Origin of the sequence: Nocardioides jiangxiensis (assembly GCF_030580915.1) — a bacterium.
Taxonomy (GTDB): Bacteria; Actinomycetota; Actinomycetes; order Propionibacteriales; family Nocardioidaceae; genus Nocardioides; species Nocardioides jiangxiensis.
Map to the genome: position 1 here is coordinate 1,977,116 of NZ_JAUQTA010000001.1, position 15,831 is coordinate 1,992,946.

Here is a 15,831-nt window from a genome sequence, read left to right on the forward strand (position 1 = left end):
ACTGATGGGTCTCGAGGAGAAGCTCCCCAGCGGAGTCCTGCTGACGACGGTCGAGGGGCTGGCCGGCTACATGCGCAAGGCCGCGTTCTGGCCGGCGACGTTCGGGCTGGCCTGCTGCGCGATCGAGATGATGACGAGCGGCGGCCCGAAGTACGACCTGGGCCGCTTCGGCATGGAGGTCTTCCGGGCCAGTCCGCGCCAGGCCGACCTGATGATCGTCGCCGGGCGCGTGAGCCAGAAGATGGCTCCCGTCCTGCGTCAGATCTACGACCAGATGGCCGAGCCCAAGTGGGTGCTGGCCATGGGCGTCTGCGCGAGCTCGGGCGGCATGTTCAACAACTACGCGATCGTGCAGGGCGTCGACCACGTCGTGCCCGTCGACATGTACCTCCCCGGCTGCCCGCCGCGCCCGGAGATGCTGATCGACGCGATCCTCAAGCTCCACGACCAGGTCCAGCACGGCAAGCTCGGCGCCCACCGCCAGAAGCAGATCCTCGAGCTCGAGGAGCAGGGCCTGATCGCCACCCCGACGAGCCTGATGAAGGGCCTGATGCGTGGTGAGTGAGAAGGACCCGCAGCCCGTGACCCACGAGGGCAGCTCGCCCGAGGTCGAGGCGACCACCGACTCGACCTCCGGGTTCGTCCGCAGCCCGGCGGTCGGCGTACGCACGGGGATGTTCGGGGCCAAGGGCTCCGGAGACACCAGCGGCTACGGCGGCCTCGTGGCGCCGATCGTCTACCCCGGCCAGGCCGAGCGGCCCTACGGCGGCTGGTACGACGTGGTGGCCGACAGCATCGACGGCCTCGTCGAGCGTGTGGTCATCCATCGCGGCGAGATCACGTTCCACGTCGCGCGCGAGCACGTGCGGGAGGTCCTGCAGCGGCTCCGCGACGACCAGCGCTTCGAGTTCTGCGCCGGCGTCGACGGCGTGCACTACCCCGACGACACCGGCCGCGAGCTCCACGCGGTGTACAGCCTGCTGAGCATGACCTTCAACCGCCGGATCCGGGTGGAGACCTCCACCCCCGACGACGACCGGCACCTGCCCAGCGGCGTTGCGATCTACCCGACCCTCGACTGGCACGAGCGCGAGGCCTGGGACTTCTTCGGCATCGTCTTCGACGGCCACCCGGCGCTGACCCGGATCCAGATGCCCGATGACTGGCCGGGCCACCCGCAGCGCAAGGACTACCCCCTCGGCGGCATCCCGGTCGAGTACAAGGGCGGCACCGTGCCGCCGCCGGACCAGCGGAGGTCCTACTCCTGATGAGCGACGCATACGCACCCTCCACCGACACCACCGAGGGCCGTGTCTTCACGGTCGGCGGCCAGGACTGGGACCAGTTCACCGACGAGCTCAACCCCGACGCCACCGAGCGTGTCGTGGTCAACATGGGTCCGCAGCACCCCTCGACCCACGGAGTGCTGCGGCTGATCCTCGAGCTCGAGGGCGAGACGGTCACCGAGGCCCGCTGCGGCATCGGCTACCTGCACACCGGCATCGAGAAGAACATGGAGTTCCGCAGCTGGGTGCAGGGCGTCACGTTCTGCACCCGCATGGACTACCTGAGCCCGTTCTTCAACGAGGCCACCTACTGCCTCGGCGTCGAGCGGCTGCTCGACATCGAGGACGACATCCCGGAGAAGGCGCAGGTCATGCGCGTCCTCCTGATGGAGCTGAACCGGATCTCCAGCCACCTGGTCTGCATCGCCACCGGGGGCATGGAGATCGGGGCCCTGACGGTGATGACGATCGGGTTCCGCGAGCGCGAGCTGATCCTCGACCTCTTCGAGCTGATCACCGGCCTGCGCATGAACCACGCGTTCATCCGTCCCGGCGGCGTCGCCCAGGACCTCCCGCCCGGTGCCCTCGACGAGATCCGCTCGTTCGTCGCGCTCATGCGCAAGCGACTCCCCGAGTACGCCGCCCTGTGCAACGCCAACCCGATCTTCAAGGCCCGCCTCGAAGGTGTCGGTCACCTCGACCTCGAGGGCTGCCTCGCCCTCGGCATCTCGGGCCCGGTGCTGCGCAGCACGGGCTACGCGTGGGACCTCCGCAAGACCAGCCCCTACTGCGGCTACCAGGACTACGACTTCGACGTGATCACCTGGGACACCGCCGACGCCTACGGCCGGTTCCGCGTCCGCCTGGCCGAGATGGAGGAGAGCCTGCGCATCGTCGAGCAGGCCGCCACCCGGCTGGCCGGCCTGGAGGGCGCGCCGGTCATGGTCGCCGACAAGAAGATCGCCTGGCCCAGCCAGCTCGCCATCGGCGCCGACGGCATGGGCAACTCCCTCGACCACATCCGCCACATCATGGGCGAGTCGATGGAGGCGCTGATCCACCACTTCAAGCTGGTCACCGAGGGGTTCCGGGTCCCCGCGGGCCAGGCCTACGTCCCCGTGGAGAGTCCGCGCGGCGAGCTCGGTGCGCATGTCGTCTCCAACGGCGGCACCCGCCCCTACCGCGTGCACTTCCGCGACCCCAGCTTCACGAACCTGCAGGCCACCAGCGTGATGAGCGAGGGCGGCGCGGTCGCCGACGTCATCGTCGCGATCGCCAGCATCGACCCGGTCATGGGAGGCGTCGACCGATGATCACGGAGAAGACGTACGCCGAACTGCAGGAGATCGCCGCGCGCTACCCGCACGCGCGGTCGGGCCTGCTGCCGATGCTCCACCTCGTCCAGTCCGCCGAGGGCCGTGTGACCGCCGAGGGCATCAACGCCTGCGCGGAGATCCTCGGGCTCACGGCCGCCGAGGTCAGCGGTGTCGCGACCTTCTACACGATGTACAAGCGCAAGCCGGTCGGAGAGCACCACGTCGGTGTCTGCACGAACACGCTCTGCGCGGTGATGGGCGGCGACCAGATCTTCGCCGAGCTGAAGGAGCACCTGGGCGTCGGCAACGACGAGACGACCGCCGACGGCAAGGTCACCCTGGAGCACGTCGAGTGCAACGCCGCGTGCGACTTCGCCCCGGTCGTGATGGTCAACTGGGAGTTCTTCGACAACCAGACGCCGGAGTCGGCGAAGCAGCTCGTCGACGACCTCCGCGCGGGCCGCAGCGTGACCGCGACGCGTGGCGCGAAGATCTGCAGCTGGCGCGAGGCCGAGCGCGTCCTCGCCGGCTTCGACGACGGCCGCGCCGACGAGGGCCCGTCGGCGGGCGAGGCGTCGCTGGCCGGCCTGAAGACGCTGGAGGGCAAGTGAGCAGCCCGATCACCCCCGTCCTCACCGCCAACTGGGGCACCGACCGCAGCTGGACCCTCGAGGCCTACACCGCCCAGGGCGGCTACCGGGCGCTCGCCACCGCCCTGACCAGGACTCCCGACGAGATCGTCGACGCGGTCAAGGAGTCCGGCCTGCGCGGCCGCGGTGGGGCGGGTTTCCCGACCGGCATGAAGTGGGGCTTCCTCCCGCCGTACGACGAGAGCGACCCGCAGCCGCGCTACCTCGTCGTCAACGCCGACGAGTCAGAGCCGGGCACCTGCAAGGACATCCCGCTGATGATGGCCAGCCCGCACACCCTGGTCGAGGGCGTCATCATCAGCAGCTACGCCATCCGCGCGAAGCAGGCCTTCATCTACGTGCGCGGGGAGGTCCTCCACGTGATCCGCCGCCTGCGTGCCGCCGTCGCCGAGGCGTACGCCGCGGGCCACCTCGGCCCGGACAGCCCGTCCGGGGTGGACCTCATCGTCCATGCCGGCGCCGGTGCCTACATCTGTGGCGAGGAGACCGCGCTGCTCGACTCCCTCGAGGGTCGTCGCGGCCAGCCGCGCCTGCGCCCGCCGTTCCCGGCGGTCGCGGGCCTCTACGCGCGTCCGACCGTCATCAACAACGTGGAGTCGATCGCCTCGGTCCCTTCGATCATCGGCAAGGGGGCCGACTGGTTCGCGGGGCTCGGCACGGAGAAGTCGAAGGGCTTCGTCATCTACTCGCTGTCGGGCCACGTCACCCGCCCGGGCCAGTACGAGGCGCCCCTCGGCATCACGCTGCGCGAGCTGCTCGACCTGGCCGGGGGAGTCCGGCACGGCCACCAGCTGAAGTTCTGGACCCCCGGCGGTTCGAGCACCCCGATCCTCACCGACGCGCACCTCGACGTCCCCCTCGACTACGAGGGAGTCGGCGCCGCGGGGTCGATGCTCGGCACGCGCGCGCTGCAGGTCTTCGACGAGACCACCTGCGTCGTCCGCGCCGTCCTGCGGTGGAGCGAGTTCTACAAGCACGAGTCGTGCGGCAAGTGCACGCCGTGCCGCGAGGGCACGTGGTGGCTGGTGCAGGTGCTGAGCCGCCTCGAGGCCGGCCAGGGCACCGCCGCCGACCTCGACCAGCTGCTCGACCAGTGCGACAACATCGCGGGCCGCTCGTTCTGTGCGCTCGGTGACGGCGCGACCTCGCCCGTCGTCAGCTCCATCCAGCACTTCCGCGAGGAGTACCTCGCGCACCTCGAGCACGGTGGCTGTCCCTTCGACCCGGCGGCCTCGACCGCCTGGGCCCCGCGCCAGGAGGTGCACGCATGAGCACGCCGGCGAAGTCCGACGCGAAGGTCACGCTGACCATCGACGGCCAGTCCGTCACCGTTCCCGCCGGGACGCTGGTGATCCGCGCGGCCGAGCAGGTCGGCGTCCAGGTGCCGCGCTTCTGCGACCACCCGCTGCTCGCGCCGGTCGGCGCCTGCCGCCAGTGCCTCGTGGAGGTCCCCGACGGCGGCAACGGCCGCCCGATCCCGAAGCCGCAGGCCTCCTGCACGCTCACCTGCGCCGAGGGCATGGTCGTCGAGACCCAGGTGACCAACGAGGTCGCCGAGAAGGCGCAGCGGGGCGTGATGGAGCTGCTGCTCATCAACCACCCGCTCGACTGCCCCGTGTGTGACAAGGGGGGCGAGTGCCCCCTGCAGAACCAGGCGATGTCCAACGGCCAGGACGAGAGTCGCTTCGCCGCCCAGGGCGGCGTCAAGCGCACCTTCGTGAAGCCGATCGCGATCTCGCCGCAGATCCTGCTGGACCGCGAGCGCTGCATCGTCTGCCAGCGCTGCACCCGGTTCGCGGCGGAGATCCCGGGTGACCCGGGCATCGCGCTGATCGAGCGTGGTGCGCAGCAGCAGATCGGCACGCCGACCGACGCGCCGTTCGACTCCTACTTCTCCGGCAACATCGTCCAGATCTGCCCCGTGGGTGCGCTCACCTCGGCCGACTACCGCTTCCGGGCCCGCCCGTTCGACCTGGTCTCCAGCCCGAGCATCGCCGAGCACGACGCGTGCGGCGCGGCGATCCGCGTCGACCACCGCCGCGGCAAGGTCGTCCGCCGGCTGGCCGGCAACGACCCGGAGGTCAACGAGGAGTGGATCTCCGACAAGGACCGCTATGCCTTCCGCTACCAGCGGCCGGCTGCGCGCCTCACCCACCCGCTGGTGCGCGACGCCGCGACCGGCGAGCTGCGCGCGGCGAGCTGGCCCGAGGCGTTCACGGTCGCGGCCCGCGGACTCGCCGCGGCGAAGCAGGCCGGCGGCGTCGGCGTGCTCACCGGCGGCCGCGTGACCGGCGAGGATGCCTACGCGTACTCCAAGTTCGCCCGCGTGGTGCTCGGGACCAACGACATCGACTTCCGCGCCCGCCCGCACTCCGCGGAGGAGGCGGAGTTCCTCGCCTCGACGGTGGCCCTCGCCTCCGACGTCACGTACGCCGACCTCGACAACGCCTCGACGGTCGTGCTGCTGGGCCTGGAGCCCGAGGACGAGGCCGGCACGCTCTTCCTCCGGCTGCGGAAGGCGGTCAAGGGCGGCCTCGCGGTCGCCTCCGTGGCGCCGTACGCCAGCCGCGGCCTCCGCAAGCTGGCCGGCAGCCTCGTGCAGGCGGCGCCGGGCGAGGAGGCCGGGGCCATCGTGTCCCTGGATGTCGACGACCGCAGCGTGATCCTCGTCGGCGAGCGCCTGGCGACCTCGCCGGGTGCCCTGAGCGCCGCGGCGGCACTGGCGCAGCAGTCCGGCGCCCGCCTGGCCTGGGTGCCCCGGCGCGCCGGTGACCGCGGTGCCGTCGAGACCGGCTGCCTGCCCAACCTGCTGCCCGGTGGGCGTCCGGTCGAGGAGCCGGCCGCCCGCATCGACCTCGGTGCCGCGTGGGGGGTCGAGCACCTGCCGGCGACCGTGGGCCGCGAGGGCGACGCGATCCTCGCGGCCGCGGCGAGCGGCGAGCTCGGCGGCCTCGTGATCGGCGGGGTCGACCTCGACGACCTGGCCGACCCCGCCGGCGCCCGTGCGGCGATCGACGCGGCCGGTTTCGTGGTCAGCCTCGAGCTCACCGCGACCGACGTGACCCGCGCAGCCGACGTGGTGTTCCCGGTCGCGCCGGTCACCGAGAAGGCCGGCATGTTCGTCACCTGGGAAGGTCGGCCGCGCCCCTTCGCCCGGATCTTCGACGTCCCCGGATCGCTCGCCGACCTCCGGGTGCTGGCCGGGATCGCCGAGGAGATGGCCCAGGTCGGTGCCGGGAGCCCGCTCGGCTTCGCCACCACCGAGGGCGCCCGCGCCGAGATGGAGCAGGTCGGCCCCTGGGACGGCGCCCGCCCGGCCGCACCCGCGGCGAAGCCGGGGCCCGCCCGCAAGGTGCTCAAGACCAAGCTCGCGCTGGCGACCTGGAAGCAGCTGGTCGGCCACGGCGCCCTCCTCGCGGACGCCGACGTCCTCCTGGCGACGCAGCGTCCCGCGGTCGCCCGGATCACCGCCGAGACCCACGAGATGCTCCGCGGCGCGACCGAGGTGACCCTCACCGGCGACCGTGGCCAGGTGACCCTCCCCGTCGAGGTCGCCGACCTGCCCGAGGGCGTCGTCTGGGTGCCCGCCAACGCCTGGCCCGGGGGAGTGCTCGCGACGCTGAGCGGCCCCGGCGGCTCCGTCTCCGTGAAGGGAGTCCAGCGATGAAGGCACTCGTCGGCATCGCCGCCGTGACCGAGGACCTCTCGGCGTTCGGCAAGGACCCGTGGTGGCTGATCATCGGCAAGGTCGTCGCGATCTTCCTGGTCCTCGTGCTGCTGACGCTCTTCAACATCTGGTTCGAACGCCGCGTGGTGGCCCGCATGCAGCACCGCATCGGCCCCAACGTGCACGGCCCCTTCGGCCTGCTCCAGTCGCTTGCCGACGGTGTGAAGCTGGCGCTGAAGGAGGACATCATCCCGAAGGCCGCCGACGTGGTGGTCTTCGTGCTGGCCCCCGTCATCGCGGCGATCCCGGCCTTCATCACGTTCTCGGTGATCCCGTTCGGCCCGGAGGTGACCGTCTTCGGCCATCGCACCCCGCTGCAGCTGACCGACATGCCCATGGCGGTCCTCTTCGTGATGGCGATCGCCTCGATCGGCATCTACGGGATCGTGCTCGGCGGCTGGGCCTCCGGCTCGACGTACTCCCTGCTGGGCGGTCTCCGCTCCAGTGCGCAGATGATCTCCTACGAGGTCGCGATGGGCCTGAGCCTGGTCGCGGTCTTCCTGTACGCCGGCTCCATGTCGACGTCCACGATCGTCGCCGCCCAGGACAAGGTGTGGTTCGGCATCGTGCTGCTGCCGAGCTTCGTCATCTACGTGATCTCGATGGTCGGCGAGACCAACCGTGCGCCGTTCGACCTCCCGGAGGCCGAGGGCGAGCTGGTCGGCGGCTTCCACACCGAGTACTCCAGCCTGAAGTTCGCGCTCTTCTTCCTCGCCGAGTACATCAACATGGCGACCGTCTCGGCGCTCGCGACGACGCTCTTCCTGGGCGGCTGGCGTGCGCCGTTCGGCATCGCGCAGGTCTGGGCCGGTGCCAACGAGGGCTGGTGGCCCGTGCTCTGGTTCTTCGGCAAGCTGCTCTGCTTCATCTTCTTCTTCGTGTGGCTGCGCGGCACGCTGCCCCGGCTGCGCTACGACCAGTTCATGGCCTTCGGCTGGAAGGTGCTGATCCCGATCTCGCTGGTCTGGATCCTGCTCGTGGCGACGATGCGGGTGGCGCGCAACGAGGGCACGTTCGACTCGTTCTTCAGCGGACCGGTGCTGCCGGTGGTCGCCGGGGTCGCCGTCGTCGGGTGCGTCGCCCTGGTCTTCTGGCCCGCCCGCACGCCGGAGGCGGCGGTGCCGGCTCCGGTCCAGCGGCCCGAGCCGCGCGCCGGGGGCTTCCCGACGCCGCAGCTTCCCGAGGCCGGCGCCGTGCGCGGCGCTGCTGCCCCGCTCGTGTTCGACCAGTCAGGGGAGGTGCGCTGATGGGCGCCAAGGAGACGCTCTGGGACCCGGTCGCCGGGTTCGGGGTGACGTTCCGGACGATGTTCAAGAAGCCCGTCACGGAGCAGTACCCCTTCCAGAAGGAGCAGACGGCGCCGCGCTTCCACGGACGGCACCAGCTCAACCGCTGGCCCGACGGCCTGGAGAAGTGCGTCGGCTGCGAGCTCTGCGCGTGGGCCTGCCCGGCCGACGCGATCTACGTGGAGGGTGCGGACAACTCCGACGAGCTGGACGCCGACGGCAACAGCCAGCGGTTCAGCCCCGGTGAGCGCTACGGCCGCGTCTACCAGATCAACTACCTGCGCTGCATCCTGTGTGGCCTCTGCATCGAGGCCTGCCCGACGCGTGCGCTGACGATGACCAACGAGTACGAGCTGGCCGACGACAATCGCGCCGACCTGATCTACGAGAAGGCCGACCTGCTCGCGCCGCTGCAGCCGGGCATGGAGCAGCCGCCGCACCCGGCGCGCTACGGCGACGAGAAGAACTACTTCCGCGGCGAGTTCGTCGAGGAGCCCTCCTCGCTGACCGAGCTGCTCGAGGCGACGAGGGAGGAGCGCGCGTGATCGCCTTCTGGTGCCTGGCCCCGATCATGGTGGTGGCCGCCCTCGGCATCCTCGTCGTCCGCAAGGCCGTGCACGCGGCCCTGCTGCTCGCGGTCGTGATGATCAGCCTCGCCGTGCTCTACGCCAGCCTGGAGGCGCCGTTCCTCTTCGCGGTGCAGATCATCGTCTACACCGGCGCGATCCTGATGCTCTTCCTCTTCGTGCTCATGCTCGTCGGCGTCGACGCGTCCGACTCCCTGACGGAGACGATCAAGGGCCACCGCGTCGCCGCCCTCGTCGTGGGTGTGCTCTTCGGCCTCACGATCGGCCTCGCGGCCGGCCAGGTCGGCTACGGCACGGCGACCGGGCTGACGGCGGCCAACGAGGGCGGCAACGTCAACGCCCTCGCGGACCTGCTCTTCTCCGACTGGGTGCTCGCGTTCGAGACCACGTCGGCACTGCTCATCACCGCGGCCGTCGGCGCGATGGTCCTCGCCCACCGCGAACGGCTCGAGCCCCGGGCGGGGCAGAAGGAGCTCGCCGCCCGACGGGTCCAGGAGTACGCCGCATCCGGCCGCCACCTCGGCCCGCTCCCCGCGCCGGGTGTCTACGCGCGGCACAACGCGGTCGACACGCCCGCCCTGCTGCCCGACGGCACGCCGAGCGAGCTGTCGCTCAACCGCACGCTGGTCGGCCGCCACGACGAGAAGGCGCCACCGAAGGACGTCAAGGCGATCGAGAAGATGGTGGAGTCGCACGGGGAGGGCGGTCGGTGATGACCCCGATGGTCGTGTCAGCGTTCCAGGTCGGTCCCTACGTCGTGCTCAGCACCATCCTCTTCACCATCGGCTGCGTCGGCGTGCTGATCCGGCGCAACGCGATCGTGGTCTTCATGTGCGTCGAGCTGATGCTCAACGCCGCCAACCTCGCGCTCGTCGCGTTCGCCCGCTACCACGGCAACCTGACCGGCCAGATCGCCGCGTTCTTCGTGATGGTGGTGGCCGCGGCCGAGGTCGTGGTCGGCCTCGCGATCATCATGACCCTGTTCCGCACCCGCCGTTCGGCCTCGGTCGACGACGCCAACCTGCTGAAGCTGTGAGGCGCTCGTGCTTGCTCTGATCATCGGCCTCCCGCTGCTGGGTGCCGCCGTCCTGCTCCTCGGGGGCCGGGCCACCGACCGCTGGGGCCACTGGCTCGGCGTCGCGACGGTCGCGACGTCGTTCGTGCTGGGGCTGGTCACGTTCGGCCAGGTCGCGAGCGAGTCGGAAGGCGGTGGGGTCCACCAGCACCTGTGGGAGTTCCTCCACGTCGGCACCTTCCAGGTCGGCGCCGACCTGTACGCCGACCGGCTCTCGATTCTCTTCGTCCTGCTGATCACGGGCGTGGGGTCGCTGATCCACGTCTACTCAGTCGGCTACATGGAGCACGACGAGCGGCGCCGCCGGTTCTTCGGGTACCTCAACCTCTTCGTCGCCGCGATGCTGCTGCTGGTGCTCGGCGGCAACTACCTGATGCTCTTCATCGGCTGGGAGGGCGTCGGCCTGGCGTCGTACCTGCTGATCGGCTTCTGGCAGCACAAGCACTCCGCGGCGCTCGCCGCGCGCAAGGCCTTCGTGATGAACCGCGTCGGTGACATGGGCCTGCTGCTGGCGATGTTCCTCTTCGTGTCCCACGTGGGAACGCTCGACTTCGTCCAGATCGGCGGCTCCCTCGACGGCGAGTCCGAGCGCACCCTGACCCTCATCGGCCTCGCGCTGCTCCTCGCCGCCTGCGGCAAGAGCGCGCAGGTGCCGCTCCAGGCCTGGCTGCTCGACGCGATGGAGGGACCGACCCCGGTCTCGGCCCTGATCCACGCGGCCACGATGGTCACCGCCGGCGTCTACCTGGTCGTCCGCAGCGGCGTGGTCTTCGAGGCCGCCCCGGTGGCACAGACCGCCGTCGTCGTGGTCGCGGTCGTGACGCTCCTCTGGGGTGCTGTCCTCGGCTGCGCGAAGGACGACATCAAGAAGGCGCTGGCGGGCTCCACGATGAGCCAGATCGGCTACATGATGCTCGGCGCGGGCCTCGGCCCGGTGGGTGCGGCGTTCGCGATCTTCCACCTGCTCACGCACGGCTTCTTCAAGGCGAACATGTTCCTCGGCGCCGGCTCGGTCATGCACGCGATGGACGACGACGTCGACATGCGCCACTACGGCGCGCTGCAGAAGATGCTGCCGGTCACGTTCCTGACCTTCGCGATGGGCTACCTCGCGATCATCGGCTTCCCGGGCTTCTCCGGATTCTGGTCCAAGGACAAGATCATCGAGACCGCGTTCGCCGACAACGCCGTCGTCGGCGTGCTGGCGATGCTCGGCGCGGGCATCACCGGCTTCTACATGACCCGGCTGATGCTGCTCACCTTCTTCACCGAGAAGCGCTGGAGCGAGGGCGTGCACCCGCACGAGTCGCCGCGGGTGATGACGATCCCGCTGATGGTCCTCGCGGCGCTCAGCGTCCTCGGCGGCCTCATGCTGGCCGGTGGCTGGATCACCGACTGGCTGCGTCCCGTCGTCGGCGAGGCGCACCACGAGGAGCTGCCGATGCCGGCGTTCGTCATCACGCTGCTGGTCTTCGTGACCGTCGCGGTCGGCGTGGCGACGGCGTGGTTCACGGTGGGCGAGCGGTTCGTGCCGCGCAAGGCTCCCTCGGACGTGGCCTGGCCCGTGAAGGCCGCCCGTGCCGACCTGTACGGCGACGCGATCAACGACGTGCTCGTCGTCCAGCCGACGGTGCGCCTGGCCGAGGGCCTGATGGTCTTCGACAAGGCGGTCATCGACGGCGTCGTGATGGGGCAGGCCGCCGCGACCGTCGGCGGCTCGCTCCAGCTGCGCCGGATCCAGAACGGCTTCGTCCGCTCCTACGCGCTCTCCGTGCTCGGCGGCGGCCTGCTCGTCGTCCTCGCGCTCCTGGTGGTGAACATCTGATGCTGAGCCTGCTCATCGCCCTCCCGCTGGTCGGGGCCCTCGCGGTCGCGCTGTTCCCCAGCCGGCCCGGCGACGCGCTGCCGAAGTGGAGCGCGCTCGCGTTCTCGATCGCGACGCTCATCGGCGGAGCAGTCGTCGGGATCGCCAACGCCGACACCGGCGAGACCTGGGCCGAGACGCACACCTGGATCGCGCCGATCGGCGCTCACTGGGCGCTCGCGGTCGACGGGCTCGGCGTCACCATGGTGCTGCTCACCGTGATCCTCGTGCCGGTCGTGATCGCGGCCAGCTGGCACGACGCCGACGACCGCAACACCAAGGGCTTCTTCGCGCTGATGCTCGTCGTCGAGGCGCTCGCGCTCGCGGTCTTCTGCGCCCAGGACGTCTTCCTCTTCTACCTCGTCTTCGAGGCGACGCTGATCCCGGCGTACTTCCTCATCGGCAGCTACGGCCACGGGCCGCGCCGCACGGCGGCGGCGGTGAAGTTCCTGCTGTACATGCTCGCCGGCGGCCTGGTGATGCTGGCGGCGGTCGTGGCCCTCTACGCGTTCTCTGCGCAGACCGGCCATGCGTCGTACCTGATCGAGGACCTGAAGCAGGTCGCGCTGACGACCAGCCAGGAGCGGATGCTCTTCCTCGGCTTCTTCCTCGCCTTCGCGATCAAGGCGCCGATCTTCCCGTTCCACACCTGGTTGCCGGACACCACGGGCAACGCCACCCCGGGCACGAGCGTGCTGCTGATCTGCGTGCTCGACAAGATCGGCACCTACGGCATGCTCCGCTTCTGCCTCGAGCTCTTCCCGGGTGCCGCGCACTGGGCCACGCCGGTGGTGGTCACCCTCGCGCTGATCTCCATCGTGTACGGCGCGCTGCTCGCGCTCGGCCAGGACGACCTGCTCGTGCTGACCGGTCTGACCTCGCTGAGCCACTTCGGCTTCATCGTGCTCGGCATCTTCGTGGTCAACGCCCAGGGCGTCTCGGGTGCGACCTTCTACATGTTCAACCACGGTCTCGCGACGGCCGTGCTCTTCCTGGCCGCGGGGTACCTGATCAGGCGCACCGGCACTGCGCGCCTCTCGCAGATGGGCGGCGTCGAGAAGAAGGCGCCGGTCCTCGCCGCCCTGCTGCTGCTGGGTGGACTCGGAACGCTGGGCCTGCCCGGCCTGTCGCCCTTCGTGTCGGAGTTCCTGGTCATGCTGGGCGCCTTCGAGCACCACTGGTGGGTCGGCACGATCGCCGTCTCCGGCGTCGTGCTGGCCGCGGCGTACGTCCTGCGGGCCTACCGCCTGGCGGTCACGGGACCCGAGCGGCCCGAGCTGGCCGGCGTGAGCGAGGTGGGCACGCGCGAGATCGCGGCCGTGGCGCCGCTGGTCGCGCTGATGATCCTGCTCGGCTTCGTGCCCCAGCTCGCCCTGTCGGTGATCAACCCGGCGAGCGACCACACCATGTCGACCATCGAGGCGGGGGCGCAGAAGTGACCACCTTCCAGAGCCCGCACCTGGGCTACGACCTGATCTGGCCGCTCCTCGTGGTCCTCGGCGCCGCCTGCGTGGGCATCGTCGTGGAGGCCTTCGTGCCGCGGGCCTGGCGCTACGTCACCCAGGTGCTGCTCACGCTGGCCACCCTCGCGGTCGCCTTCGGCGGCACGGTCTACGTGGCCACCGGCCTCGACGAGCGGGGCCACGGCGCGGCACGGGGCTCGGTCGTCGCCGAGGGCGCGGTCGCCGTCGACGGGCCTGCGGTCTTCGCGTGGGGACTGCTGCTGGTCGTGGCCTTCCTCGGTGTGCTGCTCTTCGCGGAGCGCCACCTCGACGGCGGGGTGTCGGCGTTCTCCGGCCAGGCGGCGGCGCTGCCCGGCACCGCGGCCGAACGCCGTGTCGGCGAGCGCGGCCTCGAGCACACCGAGGTCTACCCGCTGCTGCTCTTCGCGGTCGGCGGCATGCTGCTCTTCGCGGCGGCGAACGACCTGCTCACGCTCTTCGTCGCCCTCGAGGTGCTGTCGCTGCCGCTCTACCTGCTCACCGGCCTCGCGCGCCGCCGTCGCCTCCTCTCGCAGGAGGCCGCGATGAAGTACTTCCTGCTCGGCGCGTTCTCCTCGGGCTTCCTGCTCTACGGCATCGCCCTCGTCTACGGGTACGCCGGCACCGTGCGCTTCGGCGGCATCGCCGACGCCATCGCCAACACCTCCGGTGAGCGCGGGCTGCTCCTGGCCGGTATCGGCCTGCTGTCGGTCGGCCTGCTCTTCAAGGTCGGTGCGGTGCCGTTCCAGGCCTGGACGCCCGACGTCTACCAGGGTGCTCCGACGCCGGTGACGGCGTTCATGGCGGCGGGCACGAAGGTCGCGGCGTTCGTCGCGATGCTGCGCCTCTACTCCGTGGCCTTCGGCGGTGAGCGCTGGACCTGGCTGCCCATGCTCTGGGCGATCGCCCTGCTGACGATGGTGGTCGGCGCCGTCATGGCGGTGGCGCAGACCGACGTGAAGCGGATGCTGGCCTACTCCTCGATCGCCCACACGGGCTTCGTGCTCACCGGCATCCTCGGCACGGGCGCGACGCTCGGCGAGGACCAGGTCGGTTCGACGCAGGCGGTGCTCTTCTACCTGGTGACCTACGGCCTGATGACGCTCGGTGCGTTCGCGGTGCTGACGCTGGTGCGCGACGCGGCCGGCGAGTCCGGTGAGCTCCGCGGCTGGGCGGGCCTGGCGAAGACGTCGCCCGTCGTCGCTGCGGTGTTCTCCCTCTTCCTGCTCTCGCTGGCCGGCCTGCCGTTCACGGCCGGCTTCACGGGCAAGTGGATGGTCTTCGCCAGCGCGATGGGCGGGGGAGCGTGGCCGGTCGTCGTGGCTGCCGTCCTGACCTCGGCCATGGCGGCGTTCTTCTACATCCGGGTGATCGTCCTCATGTACTTCTCCGAGCCCGCGTCGGATGCTCCGGCAGTCGTGATCCCGAGCGTCCTGACCTCCGTGACGATCGCTGTGACGGCCATCGCGACGGTCGTCCTGGGCGTCGTACCCGGCCCGGTTCTCGATCTCGCGGCGCATGCGGGAGACTTCATCAGGTGAGCACGACTTCGTCCGGTCCCGCCCTGGCCCTCCCTGTCCTCGACGAGGCCCTCGCGGCGCGTCTGAAGGCCCGCCTCGTCGAGGTGGAGGCGGCCCTGGCCGACCACATCACGAGCGAGGCCGACTTCGTCACGGAGGCGGCCCGCCACCTCATGGACGCCGGCGGCAAGCGCTTCCGCCCGCTGCTGGTGCTCCTCGCCGCGGAGACCGGCCCCGACGCCGCTTCGTCGCAGGTGATCGACGCGGCCTGCGTCGTCGAGCTCACGCACCTCGCGTCGCTCTACCACGACGACGTCATGGACGAGGCGGCCCTGCGTCGTGGCGCCGACTCGGCCAACGCCCGCTGGGACAACCACGTCGCCATCCTGACCGGCGACTGGCTCTTCTCGAAGTCCTCCGAGCTCACCGCCGCCCTCGGCCCCGACGCGGTCAAGATCCAGGCCCGGACGTTCTCCCGCCTGGTCGAGGGCCAGATCCTCGAGACCGTGCCGCCGGCGTCGGAGGAGGTCGCGCTCGAGCACCATCTCCGTGTCGTCGCCGGCAAGACCGGTTCCCTGATCGCCACCTCCGCGCTCTACGGTGCTCGCTTCGCCGGTGCACCCGCCGAGGTCGAGGAGGCGCTCGCGGCGTACGGCGAGATCGTCGGTGCGGCGTTCCAGATCAGCGACGACATCCTCGACATCGCCTCGGAGACCGAGGAGTCCGGCAAGACCCCGGGCACCGACCTGCGCGAGGGCGTCCCGACCCTGCCCGTGCTGCTCGTCCGCCGTGCCAAGCGCGCGGAGGACGCTCGCCTGGTCGAGCTCCTCGACTCCTCTCTGGAGTCCGACGCCGACCTCGCCGAGGCACTCGGCCTGCTCCGGGCACACCCGGCGATGGACGAGGCCCGTGCCTACGTCATCGCGCGCGCCCAGGAGGCGAAGGACCTGCTCAAGGTCCTGCCCGAGGGTCCGGTCCGCGACGCCCTCGAGGCGTTCGCCGACGTGGTCGCCACGCGCACGGCCTGACGCGGGCGGCC

General features: G+C 70.8%; 14 protein-coding genes. All 14 read left to right on the forward strand.

Annotation, left to right across the window (positions count from 1 at the left end; all coding sequences use genetic code 11):
- Nucleotides 1-4 precede the first annotated feature (4 nt).
- Genes Q5722_RS09590 through Q5722_RS09655 form a run of 14 tightly spaced genes read left to right on the forward strand, consistent with a single transcriptional unit; the run spans nucleotide 5 to nucleotide 15,820 of the window.
- The gene (locus tag Q5722_RS09590; protein WP_305027991.1) at nucleotides 5-565 is read left to right on the forward strand and encodes a NuoB/complex I 20 kDa subunit family protein; all 561 of its coding nucleotides are present in this window, start codon (nucleotides 5-7) and stop codon (nucleotides 563-565) included.
- Nucleotides 558-1,268 carry an NADH-quinone oxidoreductase subunit C gene (locus Q5722_RS09595; RefSeq protein ID WP_439652492.1) on the forward strand — a complete coding sequence of 237 codons (711 nt, stop codon included), beginning with the start codon at nucleotides 558-560 and terminating at the stop codon, nucleotides 1,266-1,268. The genes Q5722_RS09590 and Q5722_RS09595 overlap by 8 nt, the downstream gene beginning before the upstream one ends.
- A complete protein-coding gene (locus Q5722_RS09600) occupies nucleotides 1,268-2,599 on the forward strand; it encodes an NADH-quinone oxidoreductase subunit D (protein WP_305027992.1) in 1,332 nt (443 codons plus the stop codon). Before Q5722_RS09595 ends, Q5722_RS09600 begins: the two co-directional genes overlap by 1 nt.
- On the forward strand, nucleotides 2,596-3,213 hold the full coding sequence (nuoE, locus tag Q5722_RS09605; RefSeq protein ID WP_305027993.1) for an NADH-quinone oxidoreductase subunit NuoE: 618 nt from the start codon (nucleotides 2,596-2,598) through the stop codon (nucleotides 3,211-3,213). Before Q5722_RS09600 ends, nuoE begins: the two co-directional genes overlap by 4 nt.
- A complete protein-coding gene (gene nuoF / locus Q5722_RS09610; protein ID WP_305027994.1) occupies nucleotides 3,210-4,523 on the forward strand; it encodes an NADH-quinone oxidoreductase subunit NuoF in 1,314 nt (437 codons plus the stop codon). Before nuoE ends, nuoF begins: the two co-directional genes overlap by 4 nt.
- Entirely contained in the window at nucleotides 4,520-6,919 is a 2,400-nt protein-coding gene (locus Q5722_RS09615; RefSeq protein WP_305027995.1) for an NADH-quinone oxidoreductase subunit G, read from the forward strand. Before nuoF ends, Q5722_RS09615 begins: the two co-directional genes overlap by 4 nt.
- Complete coding sequence (gene nuoH, locus Q5722_RS09620; RefSeq protein WP_305027996.1) at nucleotides 6,916-8,226, forward strand: NADH-quinone oxidoreductase subunit NuoH; 1,311 nt, start codon at nucleotides 6,916-6,918, stop codon at nucleotides 8,224-8,226. Before Q5722_RS09615 ends, nuoH begins: the two co-directional genes overlap by 4 nt.
- On the forward strand, nucleotides 8,226-8,810 hold the full coding sequence (nuoI, locus tag Q5722_RS09625) for an NADH-quinone oxidoreductase subunit NuoI (protein ID WP_305027997.1): 585 nt from the start codon (nucleotides 8,226-8,228) through the stop codon (nucleotides 8,808-8,810). Before nuoH ends, nuoI begins: the two co-directional genes overlap by 1 nt.
- Nucleotides 8,807-9,565, forward strand: coding sequence for an NADH-quinone oxidoreductase subunit J (locus Q5722_RS09630; protein ID WP_305027998.1), 759 nt, complete (start codon nucleotides 8,807-8,809; stop codon nucleotides 9,563-9,565). Before nuoI ends, Q5722_RS09630 begins: the two co-directional genes overlap by 4 nt.
- An 8-nt stretch (nucleotides 9,566-9,573) precedes the next feature.
- Nucleotides 9,574-9,888 carry an NADH-quinone oxidoreductase subunit NuoK gene (gene nuoK, locus Q5722_RS09635; protein WP_305028358.1) on the forward strand — a complete coding sequence of 105 codons (315 nt, stop codon included), beginning with the start codon at nucleotides 9,574-9,576 and terminating at the stop codon, nucleotides 9,886-9,888.
- A gap of 7 nt (nucleotides 9,889-9,895) precedes the next feature.
- Nucleotides 9,896-11,752 (forward strand): NADH-quinone oxidoreductase subunit L, encoded by a 1,857-nt coding sequence (nuoL, locus tag Q5722_RS09640; RefSeq protein WP_305027999.1) that lies wholly within the window; start codon nucleotides 9,896-9,898, stop codon nucleotides 11,750-11,752.
- Nucleotides 11,752-13,230 (forward strand): NADH-quinone oxidoreductase subunit M, encoded by a 1,479-nt coding sequence (locus Q5722_RS09645; RefSeq protein WP_305028000.1) that lies wholly within the window; start codon nucleotides 11,752-11,754, stop codon nucleotides 13,228-13,230. The genes nuoL and Q5722_RS09645 overlap by 1 nt, the downstream gene beginning before the upstream one ends.
- The gene (gene nuoN / locus Q5722_RS09650) at nucleotides 13,227-14,813 is read left to right on the forward strand and encodes an NADH-quinone oxidoreductase subunit NuoN (protein ID WP_305028001.1); all 1,587 of its coding nucleotides are present in this window, start codon (nucleotides 13,227-13,229) and stop codon (nucleotides 14,811-14,813) included. The genes Q5722_RS09645 and nuoN overlap by 4 nt, the downstream gene beginning before the upstream one ends.
- A complete protein-coding gene (locus Q5722_RS09655) occupies nucleotides 14,810-15,820 on the forward strand; it encodes a polyprenyl synthetase family protein (RefSeq protein WP_305028002.1) in 1,011 nt (336 codons plus the stop codon). Before nuoN ends, Q5722_RS09655 begins: the two co-directional genes overlap by 4 nt.
- Nucleotides 15,821-15,831 lie beyond the last annotated feature (11 nt).